The organism is Perlucidibaca piscinae DSM 21586 (assembly GCF_000420045.1).
Taxonomy (GTDB): domain Bacteria; phylum Pseudomonadota; class Gammaproteobacteria; order Pseudomonadales; family Moraxellaceae; genus Perlucidibaca; species Perlucidibaca piscinae.
In genome coordinates, this window is the sequence record NZ_ATUE01000008.1 from 1 (window position 1) to 18,942 (window position 18,942).

Annotated in this window: 24 protein-coding genes; 12 read left to right on the forward strand and 12 right to left on the reverse strand. The window is 64.4% G+C overall.

Going from position 1 to position 18,942, the window contains the following annotated elements; genetic code table 11:
- The 8 genes from F595_RS0109160 to F595_RS0109195 form a co-directional block, all read right to left on the reverse strand.
- The coding region (locus F595_RS0109160) for a helix-turn-helix domain-containing protein (RefSeq protein WP_022956569.1) at nucleotides 1-238 on the reverse strand (238 nt) is incomplete at its 3' end.
- A 107-nt stretch (nucleotides 239-345) separates the two neighbouring features.
- The gene (gene hpf, locus F595_RS0109165; RefSeq protein ID WP_022956570.1) at nucleotides 346-633 is read right to left on the reverse strand and encodes a ribosome hibernation-promoting factor, HPF/YfiA family; all 288 of its coding nucleotides are present in this window, start codon (nucleotides 631-633) and stop codon (nucleotides 346-348) included.
- Nucleotides 634-845: 212 nt separating this feature from the next.
- On the reverse strand, nucleotides 846-2,318 hold the full coding sequence (locus tag F595_RS0109170) for an RNA polymerase factor sigma-54 (RefSeq protein ID WP_022956571.1): 1,473 nt from the start codon (nucleotides 2,316-2,318) through the stop codon (nucleotides 846-848).
- Nucleotides 2,318-3,043: an LPS export ABC transporter ATP-binding protein gene (lptB, locus tag F595_RS0109175; RefSeq protein ID WP_022956572.1), complete on the reverse strand. Its 726-nt coding sequence runs from the start codon at nucleotides 3,041-3,043 to the stop codon at nucleotides 2,318-2,320. The genes F595_RS0109170 and lptB overlap by 1 nt, the downstream gene beginning before the upstream one ends.
- On the reverse strand, nucleotides 3,040-3,582 hold the full coding sequence (gene lptA, locus F595_RS0109180) for a lipopolysaccharide transport periplasmic protein LptA (protein WP_022956573.1): 543 nt from the start codon (nucleotides 3,580-3,582) through the stop codon (nucleotides 3,040-3,042). Before lptA ends, lptB begins: the two co-directional genes overlap by 4 nt.
- A complete protein-coding gene (gene lptC / locus F595_RS0109185; RefSeq protein WP_022956574.1) occupies nucleotides 3,566-4,129 on the reverse strand; it encodes an LPS export ABC transporter periplasmic protein LptC in 564 nt (187 codons plus the stop codon). The genes lptA and lptC overlap by 17 nt, the downstream gene beginning before the upstream one ends.
- 2 nt (nucleotides 4,130-4,131) lie before the next feature.
- On the reverse strand, nucleotides 4,132-4,662 hold the full coding sequence (gene kdsC, locus F595_RS0109190) for a 3-deoxy-manno-octulosonate-8-phosphatase KdsC (protein WP_026913438.1): 531 nt from the start codon (nucleotides 4,660-4,662) through the stop codon (nucleotides 4,132-4,134).
- Between the two features lie 2 nt (nucleotides 4,663-4,664).
- Nucleotides 4,665-5,636: a KpsF/GutQ family sugar-phosphate isomerase gene (locus tag F595_RS0109195; protein WP_022956576.1), complete on the reverse strand. Its 972-nt coding sequence runs from the start codon at nucleotides 5,634-5,636 to the stop codon at nucleotides 4,665-4,667.
- A gap of 166 nt (nucleotides 5,637-5,802) precedes the next feature.
- Here F595_RS0109195 and F595_RS0109200 point away from each other — a divergent pair, with 166 nt between their 5' ends.
- From F595_RS0109200 to F595_RS0109245, 10 genes are all read left to right on the forward strand, one after another.
- A complete protein-coding gene (locus F595_RS0109200; protein WP_022956577.1) occupies nucleotides 5,803-6,606 on the forward strand; it encodes an ATP-binding cassette domain-containing protein in 804 nt (267 codons plus the stop codon).
- A gap of 8 nt (nucleotides 6,607-6,614) precedes the next feature.
- A complete protein-coding gene (mlaE, locus tag F595_RS0109205; protein ID WP_407635952.1) occupies nucleotides 6,615-7,391 on the forward strand; it encodes a lipid asymmetry maintenance ABC transporter permease subunit MlaE in 777 nt (258 codons plus the stop codon).
- Nucleotides 7,391-7,900, forward strand: coding sequence for an outer membrane lipid asymmetry maintenance protein MlaD (mlaD, locus tag F595_RS13590; RefSeq protein ID WP_022956579.1), 510 nt, complete (start codon nucleotides 7,391-7,393; stop codon nucleotides 7,898-7,900). Before mlaE ends, mlaD begins: the two co-directional genes overlap by 1 nt.
- A gap of 30 nt (nucleotides 7,901-7,930) precedes the next feature.
- Entirely contained in the window at nucleotides 7,931-8,605 is a 675-nt protein-coding gene (locus tag F595_RS13595; protein ID WP_022956580.1) for an MlaC/ttg2D family ABC transporter substrate-binding protein, read from the forward strand.
- Nucleotides 8,602-8,916 carry an STAS domain-containing protein gene (locus F595_RS14525; protein ID WP_169447009.1) on the forward strand — a complete coding sequence of 105 codons (315 nt, stop codon included), beginning with the start codon at nucleotides 8,602-8,604 and terminating at the stop codon, nucleotides 8,914-8,916. Before F595_RS13595 ends, F595_RS14525 begins: the two co-directional genes overlap by 4 nt.
- A gap of 6 nt (nucleotides 8,917-8,922) precedes the next feature.
- A complete protein-coding gene (locus F595_RS0109225; RefSeq protein WP_022956582.1) occupies nucleotides 8,923-9,174 on the forward strand; it encodes a BolA family protein in 252 nt (83 codons plus the stop codon).
- Nucleotides 9,175-9,209: 35 nt separating this feature from the next.
- The gene (murA, locus tag F595_RS0109230) at nucleotides 9,210-10,484 is read left to right on the forward strand and encodes a UDP-N-acetylglucosamine 1-carboxyvinyltransferase (protein WP_022956583.1); all 1,275 of its coding nucleotides are present in this window, start codon (nucleotides 9,210-9,212) and stop codon (nucleotides 10,482-10,484) included.
- A complete protein-coding gene (gene hisG, locus F595_RS0109235; protein WP_022956584.1) occupies nucleotides 10,481-11,131 on the forward strand; it encodes an ATP phosphoribosyltransferase in 651 nt (216 codons plus the stop codon). The genes murA and hisG overlap by 4 nt, the downstream gene beginning before the upstream one ends.
- Nucleotides 11,132-11,227: 96 nt before the next feature.
- Nucleotides 11,228-12,544 carry a histidinol dehydrogenase gene (hisD, locus tag F595_RS0109240; protein WP_022956585.1) on the forward strand — a complete coding sequence of 439 codons (1,317 nt, stop codon included), beginning with the start codon at nucleotides 11,228-11,230 and terminating at the stop codon, nucleotides 12,542-12,544.
- Nucleotides 12,545-12,549: 5 nt separating this feature from the next.
- Entirely contained in the window at nucleotides 12,550-13,626 is a 1,077-nt protein-coding gene (locus F595_RS0109245) for a pyridoxal phosphate-dependent aminotransferase (protein ID WP_022956586.1), read from the forward strand.
- Between the two features lie 82 nt (nucleotides 13,627-13,708).
- Here F595_RS0109245 and F595_RS14670 read toward each other — a convergent pair whose 3' ends face one another.
- Together F595_RS14670 and F595_RS0109255 are read right to left on the reverse strand one after the other, a co-directional pair.
- A complete protein-coding gene (locus tag F595_RS14670) occupies nucleotides 13,709-14,488 on the reverse strand; it encodes an OST-HTH/LOTUS domain-containing protein (RefSeq protein WP_156873855.1) in 780 nt (259 codons plus the stop codon).
- A 14-nt stretch (nucleotides 14,489-14,502) separates the two neighbouring features.
- Nucleotides 14,503-15,636 carry a S1C family serine protease gene (locus F595_RS0109255; protein ID WP_026913440.1) on the reverse strand — a complete coding sequence of 378 codons (1,134 nt, stop codon included), beginning with the start codon at nucleotides 15,634-15,636 and terminating at the stop codon, nucleotides 14,503-14,505.
- 102 nt (nucleotides 15,637-15,738) lie between these two features.
- On the opposite strand from F595_RS0109255, the gene F595_RS0109260 reads away from it, so the two are divergent.
- Nucleotides 15,739-16,497, forward strand: a complete 759-nt coding sequence (locus F595_RS0109260; protein WP_022956589.1) for a Nif3-like dinuclear metal center hexameric protein — start codon at nucleotides 15,739-15,741, stop codon at nucleotides 16,495-16,497.
- A 16-nt stretch (nucleotides 16,498-16,513) separates the two neighbouring features.
- Here the strand turns inward: F595_RS0109260 and pdxH are convergent, their stop codons facing one another.
- On the reverse strand, nucleotides 16,514-17,149 hold the full coding sequence (gene pdxH, locus F595_RS0109265) for a pyridoxamine 5'-phosphate oxidase (protein WP_022956590.1): 636 nt from the start codon (nucleotides 17,147-17,149) through the stop codon (nucleotides 16,514-16,516).
- A 3-nt stretch (nucleotides 17,150-17,152) separates the two neighbouring features.
- Nucleotides 17,153-18,160 carry a hypothetical protein gene (locus F595_RS0109270; protein ID WP_022956591.1) on the reverse strand — a complete coding sequence of 336 codons (1,008 nt, stop codon included), beginning with the start codon at nucleotides 18,158-18,160 and terminating at the stop codon, nucleotides 17,153-17,155.
- Between the two features lie 172 nt (nucleotides 18,161-18,332).
- Between F595_RS0109270 and F595_RS13605 the strand changes: the two genes are divergently transcribed.
- Nucleotides 18,333-18,884 carry a C40 family peptidase gene (locus F595_RS13605; protein ID WP_022956592.1) on the forward strand — a complete coding sequence of 184 codons (552 nt, stop codon included), beginning with the start codon at nucleotides 18,333-18,335 and terminating at the stop codon, nucleotides 18,882-18,884.
- Nucleotides 18,885-18,942: the final 58 nt, after the last annotated feature.

The following is an 18,942-nucleotide window of genomic DNA, read 5'->3' on the forward strand; positions in this document are numbered from 1 at the left end:
GCGTCATCGGCAAAGGGTCTAACATGGCGGGCATCCGATAGGGTCTGGCGGTCAATCCACCCTGCCAGTCCTGTCGCCCATGCTTGCGCAACCAGACCAGAACCGTCGACCGCCCCTGGATACCGTAGCGCACCTGCGCCTGCTTGTAACTCAGTTCGCCTTTTTCAACCTGCTCGACAACGGCGAGTTTAAAAGCCAGCGAGTAATCCCCCTGCGTCCGCTTCACCTCAGCATTCATCGCACTCTCCTGAAAACAGCATGGAAAGTGTCAACCTTATTCAGGACGAGACACTGTAAACGAAGAAGCCCGGACATGCCGGGCTTCTCGTGCTCATCTGGCGCGGCTCAGTGCGCGAGATGCTTCTCCTTGTGGCGCAGGATCTGTCGATCCAGCTTGTCGGACAGCATGTCGATGGCGGCGTAGAGATCCTCGGATTCGGCGATGGCAAAGAGCTTGGCGCCCGAGGTTCGGATGATGGCTTCGGCCTTCTGAACCAGCTTGTCGACACTCAGGATGACCTGCACGCTGGTGATGTGATCGAAATGGCGTTCGACCTTGGACAGCTTGCTGGTGGTGTAATCCCGGAGGGCGTGGGTCAGTTCGACGTGATGTCCGCTGATGGTCATTTGCATAAGACACTTCCTCGCTTTCGTGGCTGACGAATGCGGGGCCCAGAGCCTCACGGCACAGCGGGTCGGACGGGCGGACCAACAGGGTGTTGGTGTCCGGGCGGCCTGTCGGGTCTTGAGAGCAGAGGTCCCCAGTTGAAAAGCTGATTCAGGTACCTGCTTCGCGAAACACATCAACAACCGGTATGACTTGACTCTAGCACAGCCCTTGCGGATCAGAGCAAGCGCTTTCTGTCGCTGGATGAGGGAATGTTGAGCGACTCCCGGTATTTGGCGATGGTGCGCCGGGCGACCTCGATGCCCTGCTCCAGCAGCAGGTCGGCGATCTTGCTGTCGCTCAGGGGCTTGCGCGGGTTTTCCTGTGTCACCAGCTTGCGGATCATGGCGCGGATGGCGGTCGAGGAGGCTTCACCGCCGGCGCTGGTGCCGACATGGGATGAGAAGAAGTATTTCAGCTCGAACAGGCCGCGCGGGGTGTGCAGGTATTTCTGCGTGGTCACGCGCGAGATCGTCGACTCGTGCAGGCCGACCTCTTCCGCGACATCACGCAGGATCAGCGGCTTCATGGCCTCCGGACCGTCCTCCAGGAAACCGCGCTGGTGCGCGACGATGCAGCTGGCGACCTTGAGCAGGGTCTCGTGCCGGCTCTGCAGGCTCTTGATCAGCCAGCGCGCCTCCTGCAGGTGGTCGCGGATGAACTGGTTGTCACGGCTGCTGTCGGCCCGGCGCAGCATGCCGGCATAGCCGGCGTTGACGCGCAGGCGCGGGGCCGCATCCGGATTCAGCTCGACGCGCCAGCGGCCCTGATGCCGGCGTACCACGACATCGGGAATGATGGCCTTGTCCTGGTCGCCGGCGCCCCAGCCTTCGCCGGGGTGCGGACGCAGCTGGCGGATCAGCGCCATGACCTGCTGAATGCCGGATTCGCTGAGCTTCATGCTGCGCATGAGGCCGGCCAGATCGCCGGCGGCCAGCTTGTCGGCATGCTCTCCGAGCAGGGTGCGAGCCTCGGCCAGGAGCGGCATGTCCGGTTCGCGCTGGGCCATCTGGGCGAGTTGTATGAGCAGGCACTCACGCAGGTCACGTGCGGCCACGCCGGCCGGATCGAACTGCTGCACGCGGTGCAGCACGGCCAGCACCTCGTCTTCCTCGACCTCGGTCTCCAGCCAGTGCTGCACGGTTTCGGCCAGCTCGGCCAGGCTCACGGTGAGGTAGCCGCGCGGATCGATGCCGTCGATGATGGCTTCGGCGAGCAGGCGATCGACATCGGAAAACGGTGTCAGGTTGAGCTGCCAGCGCAGGTGATCCTGCAAGGTTTCGCTGGCGGCGTTGCGCGTCTCCAGCGGGTCGCCGTCCTCGTCCACGGGTTCGCCGCCACTGCCGCCGGCGCTGCCGACGTAGATGTCGTCCCAGGCCGTGTCCACCGGCAGGTCATCCGGCATTTCGGACTGGTGATCCAGATCCAGCGACTGCGCTGACTCGGCGCTGCGCGCCTCGGTGTCGGGAGCATCGTTGCGCGACTCGCCATCGCTGCCGTCATCGAGCTCCAGCAGCGGATTGCTGTCGAGGGCGGACTGGACTTCCTGCTGCAGTTCCAGGGTCGACAGCTGCAGCAGGCGTATGGCCTGCTGCAGCTGCGGCGTCATCGTGAGGTGTTGCCCCAGATTGAGGTGCAGCCCGACCTTCATCACAGTGAGAATTGCTCCCCGAGATAGACTTCACGCACCAGCGGATTGGCGAGAATCTCCTCCGGCGTGCCCTCGGCGATCTCGACGCCGGCGCTGACGATATAGGCCTTCTCGCAGATGTCCAGGGTCTCGCGCACGTTGTGGTCGGTGATCAGCACGCCGATGCCGCGCTGCTTGAGGTGGGTGATGATGCCCTTGATGTCGGCCACCGAGATCGGGTCGACGCCGGCAAAGGGCTCGTCCAGCAGGATGAACTGCGGGTCGCTGGCCAGCGCGCGGGCGATCTCGACGCGACGGCGTTCGCCACCAGACAGGCTCATGCCCAGGCTCTTGCGGATGTGGGTGATGTGGAATTCCTCGAGCAGGGATTCCAGCTTGGCCTCGCGGGCCGCCTTGTCGAGATCCTTGCGGGTTTCCAGGATGGCGAGAATGTTGTGCTCGACGCTGAGCTTGCGAAAGATCGAGGCTTCCTGGGGCAGATAGCCGATGCCCTTGCGGGCACGGCCGTGCATGGGCAGGTGCGAGAGGTCCTCGCCATCGAGCTGGATGCGGCCGCGATCCATCGGCACCAGGCCGACGATCATGTAGAAGCTGGTGGTCTTGCCGGCGCCGTTGGGGCCGAGCAGGCCGACGATCTGCGCGCTTTCCACGCTCAGGCTGACGTCCTTGACCACGCAGCGGCCCTTGTAGCTCTTGGCCAGGTTGTCGACACGCAGGATGGTCATGGCGTTGCTGCTCCGGCGGGCTTGCTGCCCGGCTTCCGGGCCGCTGGCGGGAACACCAGCTGCACGCGCTCGCTGGCGTTGCCGCTGGCTTCGACGCGCTTGTTCACGGTCGAGTAGACGATGCGCGGGCCCTTGAAGCTGGCGCCGTCCTGACGCAGGAATGCATTGCCGATCAGGGTCACCACGCTGTTGCTGTTGTCGTAGAGAATCTCGTTGGCGGTGGCGATCACCGGGCCCTTGGCCGGATCGGTCTTCTGCTGGTAGTGCGCGGGCGAGCCCTGGGTGCGTGCCGTGGTGAGTTCGCCAGCGGCATTGACGTTCAGGGTCAGGGTGTCGCCACGCACTTCCAGCGTGCCCTGGTTGATCTGCACGTTGCCGCGATACACGGCGACCCCCTGCTTTTCATCAAAGCGGGCATTGTCGGCCAGCACGCGAACGGGCTGCTCCGCATCTTCCGGCAGGGCATGGGCAGCGCCTGCCAGCAGCAGGGCAGGGAGCAGGGCGGCGACAGCCAGCCGGCGCTTACTTGGATGCAGCATAGGTTACCTCGACAGCGGAATGGAGTTGCAGCGACTTGGCGTTCAGGTCGGTGCTCAGCCCGACGCCCTGCAGGCGGCCCTGCGGGCCGCTCACGGTGACGCGTTCGGGGCTGCTGATCTGGTTGCCACGCGGGTTGGCATGCAGGCGCGCGGTTTCTATGCGTAAGGGCGGGCCGGCATGAGCGCCGCGCAGCGCGACCACGTTGCCCTGGAGCCAGATGTCGGTGGCCGGATTGCTGCTCAGGGCTTCCCGTGCGGTCACCTGCCACAGCGGCCGCCCCTGGTCGAGCAGGGTCAGCACCGGGCCGCTGACACGGAACTGCTCGGGTTGCGGCCGGTGCACCAGCTGCCGGCCGGTGAAGTGTCGCGTCAGGCGTCCGTTGGCGTCGGTCTGCCAGGCTTCGACACCATCAATCAGGTAATCCGGCTGGCGCGGGTCATCGAGGGCGACTGCCTGCTGCTCGTCCCAGCCACCGTAGCCGTAGTAGGCAAGGGCGCCTGCGGCAAGCAGGACGGTGGTGATCTGCAGCAGTGGCCGGATGTCCATGCTCAGGTTTCCAGATAGGGCGCCAGCGCCTCGTGATAGCGGTCCTGGGCGCCCAGCAGAAGGTCGCAGACCTCGCGTACGGCGCCGCGACCGCCCGCCAGGGTGGTGACATGATCGGCGCGCGCGCGCAGCTCGGCATGGGCATTGGCCACGGCGACACCAAAGCCGGCGGCGAGGATGGCGGGCAGATCCGGCCAGTCGTCGCCGACATAGGCGACTTCGTCCAGATCGATGCCGAGCTCGCCGGTCAGCTCGCGCAGTGCCACCAGCTTGTCTTCGCGACCCTGCAGCAGGTGACGGATGCCGAGGTTGCCGGCACGGCGCTGGACCAGCTTGGTGTTGCGGCCGGTGATGATGGCGACTTCGATGCCGGCGGCCTGCAGCATCTTGATGCCGTGACCGTCCTGGGTGTCGAAGGTCTTGAATTCCTGGCCGTCCTCTGCGAAGTAGAGGCGTCCGTCAGTGAGCACGCCATCGACATCCAGTGCCAGCAGGCGGACCCGGGCGGCTTTTTCCTTCACGCGTACTGACAGCATCACACCACTCCGGCCTTGAGGAATCCGTGCATGTTCACCGCCCCGACCGGACGGCCCTGATCATCGACCACGACCACGCCATTGATGCGTCGCGCCTCCATTTCGGCAAGTGCCTGGGCGGCGAGGATGCCGGCCTTGACGGTCAGGCAGCGCGGCGTCATGGCCTGCTCGATCGGCGTGACCCGGATGTCGAGGTTGTGATCGATGGTACGCCGCAGGTCGCCGTCCGTGAACAGGCCGGCCAGCTTGCCATCGGCGTCGACCACCGTGGTCATGCCCAGACCCTTGCGGGTGATCTCGAGCAGGGCGTCACGGATGGTGGTGCCGGTCTGCACGATGGGCACCTGTTCACCCTTGTGCATGATGTCATCCACGCGCAGCAGCAGACGGCGACCGAGGGCTCCGCCCGGGTGCGACAGGGCGAAATCCTCGGCGGTGAAGCCGCGTGCCTCGAGCAGGGCCACGGCGAGCGCATCGCCCAGCACCAGGGTGCTGGTGGTCGAGGAGGTCGGTGCCAGACCCAGCGGGCAGGCTTCCGGCGACTTGCCGATGGTCAGTGCCACATCGGCATGGCGCCCCATGCTGCAGTCGGCCAGCGCGGTGATGGTGATGAGCTTGGCGCCCCGGCGACGAATGACCGGAATGATGGCGAGAATCTCGTGCGCCTCGCCGGAGTTGGAAATGGCGATGACCACATCCTGGCCGGTGACCATGCCGAGATCGCCATGGCTGGCCTCGCCCGGATGCATGAAGAAGGACGGCGTGCCGGTGGAGGCGAGGGTGGCGGCAATCTTGTTGCCGATGTGGCCGGACTTGCCCATGCCGGTGACCACGATGCGGCCGGTGCAGTCCAGCATCAGCTGGCAGGCGGCGGCAAACTGCGCGTCGATGAGCGGACGCAGGTTCTGTATGGCCTGCATTTCGACATCCAGCACGCGCTGGCCGGTAGCAATCAGGGAGCTCGCAGTCATCGTCGTTCTGTCCGCCTATACAAATTCGATGCCAATTATGTCCAAGCCGGTGCGGGCTCACCAGCCCTGTTGTCCGATTGTTGCGGACAGCGGCAGTTTTGCCCGATTCCGGTGCAGGGAAGCCGGTGCTATCATGCGCCGTTTACGACAGCCTGACTGGATTCAGATGACCGCTGCAGAGACCGATCTGGTTGACATCCGCAACCTCAGTTTCAAGCGCCAGGGCCGCGTCATCTTCGACAAGGTCAATGTGCGCATACGCCGTGGCCAGGTCACGGCCATCATGGGGCCTTCCGGTTGCGGCAAGACCACCCTGCTGCGCTTCATCGGCGGCCAGCTCATGCCCGACGAGGGCGAGGTGCGCGTGTTCGGCGAGAACGTCCCCGACCTCTCGCGCCAGCAGCTGTTCGGTCTGCGCGCGCGCATGGGCATGCTGTTCCAGTCCGGCGCCCTGTTCAGCGATCTGTCGGTGTACGAGAACGTGGCCTTTCCCTTGCGCGCGCACACGGTGCTCCCGGAGTCGCTGATCCGCGAGATTGTCGCGCTCAAGCTCGAGTCGGTCGGTCTGCGTGGCGCCGAGCAGTTGATGCCGGCAGCCCTGTCCGGTGGCATGGGGCGGCGTGCCGCGCTGGCGCGCGCGATCGCCCTGGATCCCGAGCTGATCATGTATGACGAGCCGTTTGCCGGTCAGGACCCCATTGTCATGGGCGTGCTGGTGCGCCTGATCCGCACGTTGCGCGAGGCCATGGACCTGACCACGGTGATCGTCTCGCACGATGTCGACGAGACCCTGTCGATTGCCGACTACATCTACATCCTGGCCAACGGCTCCGTGGTCGGCGAAGGCACGCCGGAGCAGCTGCGTGCCAGCGAGTCGGCGCTGGTCCGGCAGTTCCTCGAAGGCAGCGCCGACGGCCCGGTGCGTTTCCACTACTCTCCGCGGCCCTGGGCCGACATGCTGAGGGCATGAGCATGTTGATGCGAGTACAGGCGCTGGGTGCGCAAGGCATCGAGACGGTCCGGGCGCTGGGCGCAGCCGGCATTTTCCTGTGGCAGGCCCTGGTGTGCTGGCCGCGCTGGCGTCTGGCGCTGCCCCTGCTGGTCCGGCAGATTCATTCCGTTGGCGTGCTGTCGCTGGTCATCATCGTGGTTTCCGGCCTCTTCATCGGCATGGTGCTGGGCCTGCAGGGCTACAACATCCTGATCACCTACGGCAGCGAGCAGGCCTTGGGCACCATGGTGGCCCTGACCCTGACTCGCGAACTCGGCCCGGTGGTGACCGCGCTGCTGTTTGCCGGCCGTGCCGGCTCCGCCCTGACCGCCGAGATCGGTCTGATGAAGGCCACCGAGCAGCTCGCCAGCATGGAGATGATCGGGGTCGATCCGCTGCGCCGCATCGTCGCGCCGCGCTTCTGGGCCGGCGTCATCAGCATGCCGCTGCTGGCCATCATCTTCACCGCTGTCGGCATCCTCGGCGGACGCCTGGTCGGTGTTGACTGGCTGGGCGTGTTCGAGGGCTCGTACTGGTCCAACATGCAGCAGTCGGTGGAGTTCGCCGATGACGTGGTCAATGGCCTGATCAAGGCCTTTGCCTTCGGCATCGCTGTGACCTGGATTGCCGTGTTCCAGGGCTATGACTGCGTTCCCACCAGTGAGGGCATATCGCGTGCCACCACGCGCACGGTGGTTCACGGGTCGCTGGCAGTGCTGGCCCTGGATTTCATTCTCACTGCCGTGATGTTCGGAGCTGTCTGATGCGCATGAAGTCGTTGGAACTGTTGGTGGGAGCCTTTCTGCTGGCCGCATTCCTTGCCCTGGCCTTCCTGGCGATGCAGGTCAGCGGGCTGTCGGCCGAGATGAGCAAGCCAAGCTACCGCGTGCATGCCATGTTCCAGAATGTCGGTGGTCTCACCGTGCGCGCCAAGGTCACCATGGCCGGTGTCAACATCGGTCGTGTCGAGGCCATCGCGCTGGATCCGGCCACCCAGCTGGCGCGTGTCGACATGTCCATCGACCGTGACATCAGCGACATCAGCACCGACACCGTGGCCGCCATCCTCACCGCGGGCCTGCTGGGCGAGAAGTACATCGGCCTGACTCCGGGTGCCGACGAGACCTTCCTCAAGGAGGGCAGTCGCATCGAGCAGACCCAGTCTTCGCTGGTGCTTGAGGACCTGATCGGCAAGTTCCTGTTCAACAAGACCCAGGAGACGGCCCCGGCCGCTGCTCCGGCGTCAGCCGACAGTGCCGATGAAGCGTTCTGAGTCGACATGAAACCAGAAGGAGTTGTGCTCATGCGTCCCATCAAGCTTTGTGCCGTGCTGCTGACGGCCGCCGCCGGCCTTGCCCCGACAGCGCCTGTCATGGCGGCCGCCCCGGCCGTGGCAGCAACCGCCCCGGCGTCCCCGCAGGTCGTGATCCAGCAGGCCGTCGAGGTGCTCACCACCCGCATCATCAAGGATCGCAAGAATCTGCAATCCAGCCCGGATGCGCTCAATGCCCTGGTCGAGCAGCATATCGAGCCGTTTGTCGACATCCCCGGCATTGCGCGTGGTGTCATGGGGCAGTTCTATCGCCAGTCGTCGCCGGTGCAGCGTGAGCGCTTTACCCGTCTGTTCCGGCAGAGCATGGTACGTACCTATGCCAACGGTCTGGTGGCCTATGACAACGAGAAGATCGTGGTCAAGCCGTTCAAGCCCGGTGATGATCCGTCGCGCGCCTCGGTCGATGTCGAAATCACCCTGGACAACGGTACCGTGGTGCCGGTGACCTTCCAGATGGTGCTCGACGCCAATCGTCAGTGGAAGGCGCGCAACCTCATCGTCAACGGCCTGAACCTGGGTCTGACCTTCCGCAAGCGCTTTGCCGAGGTGGTCGAGCAGTCCGGCGGCAACATCGACAAAGCCATTGCCGGCTGGTCGCCGGGGCCGGTCGAGGTGGTCAAGGCCAAACCGGGCAAGCCATCTTGACTGCCAGCGTGACGCGTCAGGAGCAGCCGGTCGGCCTGCTGGTCACCGGCTGCATAGACTTTGCCAACGCCGAGGCGCTGGCCGCCGAGGGCCAGGCCATCCTGGCGCGGCTGCCGGATGCGGCAGGCGAGTGGGTCTGTCACCTGGGCGGACTGACCGCCGGCAACAGCATCACGGCGGCCGTGCTGCTGTCCTGGCAGCGGGTGGCGCGTACGCGGCGCCACCAGCTCACGGTCACGGCGATGCCGGACCGCCTGCAAGCCATTCTTCGGGCCAGCAACCTGCTGCCCGTGTTCAATCCGGTCAAGTGAGTCCTCATGAACGCAGCTGAAATCCAGGCCCTTCTGGTTGCCGCTCTGCCCGACGCCGGGCATGTCGAAGTCTCCGGTGACGGTGGCAAGTTCCAGGTCATCGTGGTGCATCCCGCTTTCGAGGGCCTGCGCCCGGTGGCACGGCAGCAGAAGATCTACGCTCCGCTGCAGGCGCATATCGCCAGCGGTGCCATTCACGCGGTCAGCATGCAGACCCTGACGCCGGAAGACTGGCGCAAGATGAGGCTCTTCGGTTAATTCCTTTTCACGTTCTCAGCACGGCGGGTGGATTCATGGACAAATTGCTTATTTCCGGTGGTCGCGCCCTGCGTGGCGAAGTCCGCATTTCCGGCGCCAAGAACGCTGCATTGCCGCTGCTGGTGAGCCCGCTGCTGGCCGATGGCGTGGTCACCATCGGCAATGTGCCGCATCTGCAGGATGTCACCACCATCCTCCAGGTGCTCGGTCGCATGGGCGTCACGGTCACCATGATGGAAAACAACCAGGTCGAGATCGATGCGCGCACCCTGACCAGTGCCGTCGCGCCCTACGAGCTGGTGCGCACCATGCGCGCCTCCATTCTCGTGCTCGGCCCGTTGCTGGCGCGCCACGGCGAGGCCTCGGTGTCGCTGCCTGGCGGCTGCGCCATCGGTTCGCGTCCGGTCGACCAGCACCTGAAGGCGCTGGTGGCCATGGGCGCCGACATCCGGGTCGAGAACGGCTACGTGCATGGCAAGGTCAATGGCCGCCTCAAGGGCACCCGACTGGTGTTCGACATGGTCACTGTCGGCGGCACCGAGAACATCCTGATGGCAGCCACGCTGGCCGAAGGCACCACCGTCATCGAGAACGCCGCACGGGAGCCCGAGATCGTCAACCTGGCCGACATTCTCAAGGCCATGGGCGCGAAGATCGAGGGTGCCGGCACTGACACCATCACCGTGCATGGCGTCGAGAGCCTGCATGGCTGCACCCATGACGTCATTCCCGATCGCATCGAGACCGGCTCCTACCTGTGTGCCGCCGCCATGACGGGTGGTCACGTCCGCACCACGGCCGCCGATCCCAAGCAGCTCGATGCCGTGCTGCTCAAGCTGCAGGAAGCCGGTGCCGTGATCACCACCGGTCCGGACTGGATCGATCTCGACATGCAGGGCCGCCGTCCGAAGGCCGTCAGCTTCCGCACGGCGCCGCACCCGGCCTTTCCGACCGACATGCAGGCCCAGTTCATGGCCCTGAACACCATCGCGGAAGGCACCAGCACGATTGCCGAGACCATCTTCGAAAACCGCTTCATGCATGTGCCGGAGCTCTGCCGCTTCGGTGCCAAGGTGGCAGTCGATGGTCACACCGCCATTGTCACCGGCGTCGAGAAGCTGCAGGCGGCCCCGGTCATGGCCACGGATCTGCGCGCCTCGATGTCGCTGGTGCTGGCCGGCCTGGCGGCAGAGGGTGATACCGTCATTGATCGCCTGTACCACATGGATCGCGGCTACGAACGTCTTGAGGAGAAGCTGGCCGGCCTCGGTGCCCAGCTGCGACGCATCTCGGCGCGGAGCGGTTCATGAGCCTGACCATTGCCCTGTCCAAGGGACGCATTCTCAAGGACACCTTGCCGCTGCTGGCCGAGGCGGGCATCGAGCTGCTCGAGGATCCGGAGAAGAGCCGCAAGCTGATCTTCCCGACCACGCATCCCGAGGTGCGCATCATCATCCTGCGTGCCACCGACGTGCCGACCTTCGTGCAGCAGGGCGCTGCCGACATCGGCGTTGCCGGCAAGGACGTGCTGGTCGAGCATGGTGCCGAGGGCCTCTACGAGCTGGTTGATCTGCGCATCGCAACCTGCCGCCTGATGACGGCCGGCAAGGTCGGTGCCGTCCATCCGGGGCGTCGTCTGCGCGTGGCCACCAAGTTCGTCAACATCGCCAAGCGCTGGTATGCCGAGCAGGGCGAGCAGGTCGAGCTGATCAAGCTCTACGGCTCCATGGAGCTGGCGCCGATCATGGATCTCGCCGATCTCATCGTCGATGTCGTCGACACCGGCAAGACCCTGAAGGAAAACGGTCTCGAGCCGCGTGACCTGATCATGCCGGTGAGTTCGCGTCTGGTTGTGAACAAGACCGCGATGAAGCTGAAACAGGCTAGAATCCAGCCGCTTGTGGACCAGCTCCAGGCCGCCGTCGTGCGTCGCCAGGCCAGCCACGTTCACGCCTGATGTCCGCCCGCGCCCGTCGCTGTTGATCGATCGGGCCGCGAGCCCGCAGGAGGTCTGGTGTCCGGACTTCCATCCTGGTCGAGATAGAGTAGAGCCATGACGGTGATGCAACGCCTGGACAGCCAGGCCAACGATTTCAACGCCACCCTGGAGCGGCTTCTGGCCTGGGAGGGCGTTTCCGACGCGGCCGTGCAGGCCACCGTGAACGAGGTCATCGCCCGAGTGCGTGGCGAGGGCGACCTCGCCGTTGTCGACTTCAGCAACCGCTTCGATCGCCTCCAGGCCGCCGCCATGAGCGATCTGTCGCTGTCGCGCGAACGCCTGCGTCAGGCCCATGACGGCCTGCCTGAGGCCGAACGTGCCGCGCTCACGGCGGCGGCCGAGCGCATTCGTCGCTATCACGCGCATCAGAGACAGGACTCCTGGCAGTACACCGAAGCCGACGGCACCGTGCTGGGTCAGCAGGTGACGCCGCTGGATCGTGTCGGCATCTACGTGCCGGGCGGCAAGGCCTCCTATCCGTCCTCGGTGCTGATGAACGCGATCCCGGCCAAGGTTGCCGGTGTCGCCGAGGTCATCATGTGCGTGCCGACGCCGGGTGGTGAGGTCAACGAACTGGTGCTGGCGGCCGCCTGGCTGGCCGGTGTCGACCAGGTCTTCACCATCGGCGGTGCCCAGGCCGTGGCCGCGCTGGCCTACGGCACGCAGTCGGTCCCGCGTGTCGACAAGATCGTCGGTCCCGGCAACATCTACGTCGCCACCGCCAAGCGCCAGGTCTTCGGTCAGGTCGGCATCGACATGATCGCCGGACCGTCGGAGATCCTCATCTACTGCGACGGCCTCACCGATCCGGCATGGATCGCCATGGACCTGTTCTCGCAGGCCGAGCACGATGAGCTGGCGCAATCCATCCTGATCGCCAGCGATCCCACCTACCTGGATGCGGTGGCGGCTGAAGTGGAGAAGCTGCTGCCGTCGCTGGAGCGGGAAGCCATCGCGCGCACCTCGCTGCGTGACCGTGGCGCGCTGATCCTGGTGCGTGACGAGGACGAGGCGCTGGCACTGATCAACCGCATCGCGCCCGAGCACCTGGAGCTGTCGGTGGCCGATCCGCAGGCGCTGCTGCCGCGCATCCGTCATGCCGGCGCCATCTTCATGGGCCGCCACACGCCGGAAGCGCTGGGCGACTACTGCGCAGGGCCCAATCACGTGCTGCCGACCTCGGGCACCGCACGCTTCTCGTCGCCGCTGGGTGTCTATGACTTCCAGAAGCGCAGCAGCCTGATCGGCTGCTCCCCGGCGGGCGCGTCGACACTGGCCGGCATCGCCTCGGTGCTGGCGCGCGGCGAGGGCCTGACCGCGCACGCGCGCTCGGCGGAATACCGTTTGCTGCCCGACATCGGCAAGGAGTGACTGGCATGAGCCGTTTCTGGAGTCCGTTCGTCCACGATCTGGTGCCCTACGTACCGGGTGAACAGCCGCAGATCGCCAACCTGGTCAAGCTCAACACCAACGAGCACCCGTTCGGGCCGTCGCCGCGCGCGATCGCCGCCATGAAGGCGGCAGTGGATGACGACCTGCGCCTGTACCCCGATCCGGCCTCGCTGCGTCTGCGCACGGTCATCGCCGAGCACTTCGATCTCGCCGGGCAGGGTGGCGATGCGTCCTGGGTGTTCGTCGGCAACGGTTCCGACGAGGTGCTCGCGCATGCCTTTCACGGCCTGTTCCGGCATGAGCAGCCGCTGCTGTTCCCGGACATCAGCTACAGCTTCTACCAGGTCTACGCCGGCCTTTACGACATCCGCCACGAGACGGTCCCGCTGACGGCCGCGCTGGAGATCGACCCGGCGGATTACAGCCGTCCCAATGGCGGCATCATCTTTCCGAATCCGAACGCGCCCACCGGACGCCTGCTGCCGCTGCAGGCGGTCGAACGCATCCTGCAGGCCAATCCGGATTCGGTGGTGCTGGTCGACGAGGCCTACATCGATTTCGGCGGCGACAGCGCCATCGCGCTGGTTGGCCGCTACCCGAACCTGCTGGTGACCCAGACCCTGTCCAAGTCGCGAGCCCTGGCCGGCCTGCGCGTCGGCTTCGCCATCGGCCAGCCGGCGCTGATCGAGGCGCTGGTGCGCATCAAGGACAGCTTCAACTCCTATCCGCTGGGGCGTGTCGCGCAGGCAGGTGCCATTGCGGCCTTCGAGGACAGGGCGCATTTCGATGCCATGTGCGAGATGGTCATCATGCAGCGCGACTCGCTGACCCTGAAGCTGGAGCGGCTCGGCTTCGAGGTGCTGCCATCCGGTGCCAACTTCATTTTCGCGCGCCACCCGTCACATGCGGGCGCCGACCTGACGGCGGCGCTGCGCGAGCGGGCGGTGCTGGTGCGTCACTTCAAGTCGCCACGCATACGGGATTACCTGCGCATCACCATCGGCACGCCGGAGCAGCACCGGTCGCTGTTGGGGGCGCTGGAGGAGATTCTGGCGGGCTGATGGCCTTGGAGTCAGTTTCAGGATGGAAAATTAAGCGTTGAACTATCTGATGTCAGTCGCTGCTATTCATTGCAGGGTGGTATCATTTTTTTGATGGTCGAAAATACTTCTGTTTTTTCATCTCTGAGTCTAGTGTTTTGATAGTGAATTCTTTCAGCTCATGTATTGCCTGTTGCCATGTGGTGCATTCAAATTGCGATGGGCTGAGGTAGGGCATGTTTTTACTGATCCATGCTTTTGCATCGTTTACAGAGCACCATCCATCATCTCTCTTGTTTCTGTCATAAGCTTCGTGGATTGCACTTTTTATCGGTTCTTGCGAGATATAATCGAGGTTTTCAGCCAGAAATCGGATGCCTATTGATATCGACTCTTTCCAAGAGCGAAGAACGTTTAATTGTTGGTCTGTTTGGGAAATGCAGTTTTTGAGATGGTCCTGTGTTTCAATAATGCTATTCAATTTCCATGTCTCGTGTCTGTCCAGCAGGTTGTGAACAAGCCGATTTCGCATGGCGACCAAATTCTTGAGATCATTTATTGCTTGTAGTTTTTCTTTTGAATCTTTTATTATGTATGATTGAAGATTTATCGATTTGCTTTGTGCTTCTTCATCTGCATTTTTTTCTGTCTCGATGATGAAGTTTTCTATGAATCGATCCAGCGTTTGGCCCATTCCAAGATTTTTGGTTCGTTCCGTGAGTCCGAGAACACTTTTTTCTACAGTGCTCTCATCTAAGTTTATGTTCTGTAGTGTGTATATTTGCTTTATGGTCTTTTCGGCCATTTGAATCTTGAGCAGGCAGAGACCTAAAAGGCGATGCATCTCGGACTTTTCAAATGCAAGATCCAGGTCGTTATCCATGTGGTTGTCCTCGCCTACTGCCGCGCCGCCACCGGCTTGGGCCGGGTGCCCATGGTCACCTTCAATGTCAGCGTGTCGTTGCCGCGCAGCACCGTGATGCGGGTGTGGCTGCCGGGTGGCAGGCTGCCGATGTGGCGTATGACCTGGTCCGGGCTGTCGACCTTGACGTCACCCACCTGCAGCAGCTGATCGCCGGTGCGCAGGCCGGCACGGTCACCGGGGCCGCCAGGCAGCACGCCGGCCACCACCACCGGTGCGTCTCCAGTGCGCGGCTCTTCGCCATTGGCCTGCATGGCAGTACTGATTTCCACGCCCAGCCAGCCGCGCACGACATGGCCGTTGGCGATCAGCGAATCCATGACCTGTCTGGCCACTGGCGCCGGGATGGCAAAGCCTATGCCCATGCTGCCGCCTGAGCGTGAGTAGATGGCCGTGTTGATGCCGACCAGATTGCCTTGCACGTCGACCAGGGCGCCGCCGGAGTTGCCGGGATTGATGGCGGCGTCAGTCTGCACGAAGTCCTCGTAGGTGTTGATGCCGAGGCCGCTGCGTCCGAGCGCGGAAATGATGCCCTGGGTCACGGTCTGACCGACGCCGAAGGGGTTGCCGATGGCCAGCACCACATCGCCGACCGCATTCGCCGTGGTCTTGAACGGCACCACCGGCAGCTGGTCGAGCTCTATGCGGAGCAGGGCAAGGTCGCTGTCCGGGTCGCGGCCAATGAGTCGTGCCGGCACTTCGCGGCCGTCATGCAGCGCGACTTCGATGCGCTCGGCATCGGCGACCACGTGATCATTGGTCAGGATGTAGCCGTCGGCGGAAACGATCACGCCCGAGCCCAGGCTGGACGCGCTGCGTTCACGCGGCACCGGCGGTGCCTGGAAGCGGAACCAGGGATGCTCGAACAGCGGATTGGCGGCTTCGCGCACGGTCTGCGTGGTGTAGATGTTGACCACGGCCGGGGCGGCACGGGCCACGGCCGGCGCGTAGGACACCGGGCCGCTGGCCGGCGTGCCTGCCGGCAGGGCATATTCCCGGGGCAGGCTGGGCTGGTCGCCAGTGCCATCGGCAGGCGAGAATTCCTGCCAGGTCATGTAGCCGAGCACGGCAGAAAGTGCCAGCCAGGGCAGGGCGGTACTGAAACGCATGACGAGATCCTGTTGCGGTCGACTCAAACAACACTATGGGGTGCCTTGCACCACATCACAAGGCAGCAGCGGGGCACATCCCCGTGGCAGACGAGGAAGCACATGGCATCACTGAACGCATTGATCGGCCTGCTGGATGACGAGCTGCAACCGGCGCGTTTCGCGGACTACTGCCCCAACGGCCTGCAGGTCGAGGGGCGGTCCGAGGTCCGGCGCCTGATGACCGGCGTCACCGCCTGCGAGGCCCTGATCGATGCCGCGATCGCCTGGCAGGCGGATGCCATCCTGGTTCATCACGGCTACTTCTGGAAGGGCGAGAGCCCGGTGCTCAAGGGCATGAAGCGGCGACGCCTGGCGAAGCTGCTGGCACATGACATCAGCCTGATCGCCTATCACCTGCCGCTGGATGCGCATCCGCAGCTCGGCAACAACGCGCAGCTGGCCGCCGTGCTCGGCCTGAATCGCACCGGTGCCCTGTTTCCCCACGACAGCCGGGCGGTCGGTGACGTCGGTGAGTGGCCGGCGGCGATGTCGGCGCAGGCGATGCAGCAGCGGCTTGGCGAGTGTCTCGGTCGGCCGGTTCTGCACATTGCCGGGGGCAGTGCGCCGATACGGCGCGTGGCTTGGTGCACGGGTGGCGCCCAGGGGTTCATGGAGCAGGCCATCGAGCAGGGTGTGGATGCCTACCTCAGCGGCGAGATTTCCGAACCCACCGTGCATGCCGCGCGTGAGTCGGGCGTGCACTACTTCGCGCTCGGCCATCATGCCAGCGAGCGCTATGGCGTGCAGGCGCTGGGCGGCTGGTGCGCGCAGCGTCTCGGCATCGAGCACTGCTTCACCGACATCGACAATCCGGCCTGAGACGGGGTGTCCGGCGTCAGGGCTGCAGCCGGCTGCGCTGCCAGCCAGTGCCGTCGGGCAGGTAGAGCACACGATCATGCAGGCGGCTTGGGCGTCCCTGCCAGAACTCGACACGATCCGGGCTCAGGCCGTAGCCGCCCCAGTGCGGTGGCCGCGGGACCTCGTCCGGATAGCGCGCGTTCAGTGCCTCGACACGTGCCGCCAGGCTGATGCCGTCATCGAGCGGCTGGCTCTGTGCCGACGCCCAGGCACCAATGCGGCTGCCGCGCGGGCGTGAGCTGAAATAGGCGTCTGACACGGCGGCAGGCAGTTGCGTCACGCGACCTTCGACCCGTACCTGGCGCTCCAGCTCAGGCCAGAAGAATGTCACGGCTGCCCACGGCGAGCCGGCCAGCTGCTTGCCCTTGCGGCTGTCGTAGTTGGTGAAAAAGTGCAGCTGACCCTGCTCCATGCCTTTGAGCAACACGATGCGCGCGCTCGGGCGGCCGTCGTCCGACACCGTGGACAGGGTCATGGCGGTCGGTTCGGCAGCGCCTGCCCGGATGGCATCGTCGAGCCAGTGCTGCAGCTGCTGCAGCGGGTCATCGGCGCACTCGGCCGGGCTGAGGCCATGCAGACCGTATTCGATGCGGATGTCGGCAAGTGACGTCATGGCTTACTCCCGGGCCAGCAGTGCCTGGGTGGCAGGCTCGTCGAAGAAGCGCTGCAGGTGTCCACGCAGGCGTTGCTCGATATGGCCGGAGTCGACCCAGGCCGTCATCAGCGGTTCCCCGATGGCCACCACCTCGCGCACCAGCTGCTCGCGGGTGATGCCGAGGTCCTCCAGCACTTCCAGGGCCGGCCGCTCGCCGTATTGCTGATACCAGGCATTGACCAGGTAGGAGACCTGCTGGCGCATGAACTCGGTGCTGCGGATCTGGTTCCAGAACACCACGGCAAGGGTGCTCAGGCCCTGGATCTCGAGATGGCGGGTGGCCTGTCCGAGCTCGTAGGCCTCCAGATGCGGCCACAGCGTGTCGGCAAAGGCGCGCAGGCGGGTTTCGCTCAGCGATTTCATCAGCAGGCGCTCGCTGTACTCGACGGTGGCGCTGATGTTGCGCGCGATGTAGGTCTTGATGGCCTGCTGGGCGGTCTGCTCCAGCGAGCCCATGCGACCGATCACGCCCTTGCCGACCTTGAGCAGCGAGGATACGCCGGGCACGTTCCGCGCCAGCGGGTTCTCGGTCATCAGGTAGTCGGTGATGCTGCGGTAGAGCACGTCCGACATCAGGTTGAGGTAGATGGGGTTGCGCAGTGCGGTCTGGATGATTTCCTGGCGCAGGGCGGGGCGGGCGATCAGTCGCTCCACCATGAGGTCGTAGATCTGCCGGCTGATCAGCTGGCGCATCGGCATCTGCTGATGCGAGGGATTGTTGAGCCCGAGTTCGACCAGCATGGCGACCTGTTCGCGCATCACTTCCGTGGGCGCGTAGCTGAGCACGTTGCGCTCGATCCAGCCGATGGTCAGGCTGGCCGGGATCAGGCGCGCGATGGGCAGCTGCTCGAGCAGGTCGCAATAGGCCTCGGCTTCGCTGGCCAGATGCTGCGTCAGCGCTTCACCGCGCAACTCGTTGAGGATGAAGTTCATCTGCGCCTGCATCAGGTCTTGGGCAGTCAGCGGCATGAAATCAGGCTCCGGAAATGAGGTCGCATCTGCTGCGCAACATAGCGGTTTGACCCGGCAAAATCCATGAGGCGCAATGGTCGCAGCTTGCCAAGGCCATGAATTTCTGGAATAAACGAATTTTCAGGGCCCTTGAGGCATTTTTTCCGGCCCCTGCCAGCGAGGAATACACATGACAAGATCCGGATACGGACGCGCTGCAGCACTCGCTTTTCTGCTGTTTCCCGCTTTTTCCTGGGCGTTTTCCGTGGTCGATCCGGTGGACGAGCAATCGCCGGTGACGGCTGCTGCTGCCGATGACATGGTGATGACCGCGCTGACCCTGATGGGCACGCCCTATCGTTTTGGCGGCTCCTCGCCGGAGCAGGGTTTCGACTGCAGCGGTCTGGTGCAGTACATCTATCGCGACATCAGCAAGGTCACGCTGCCGCGCACCGCGGCCGAGATGGCCAACCTGGCCGGACGCAATGTCGACACCCGCGAGCTCACGGTCGGTGACCTGATCTTCTTCCGTCTCAACAACAGCACCCGCATCAATCACGTGGCCGTCTACATCGGCGAGGACCGATTCGTGCATGCACCGCGTACCGGTGCCGTGGTGCGCATCGACAAGCTCGACAACCGGTACTGGATGCGCTACTTCGACAAGGCCCGGCGCCTGTTCACCGATGACGGCCATCTGCAGACCGCGCTGCGTGATGCCGGCGGCAGCCTCGCCCAGTAGGCATTTCCAATTCCTGAACGGCCCGCCTCGGCGGGCTTTTTCATGCGTGTCATGGTGT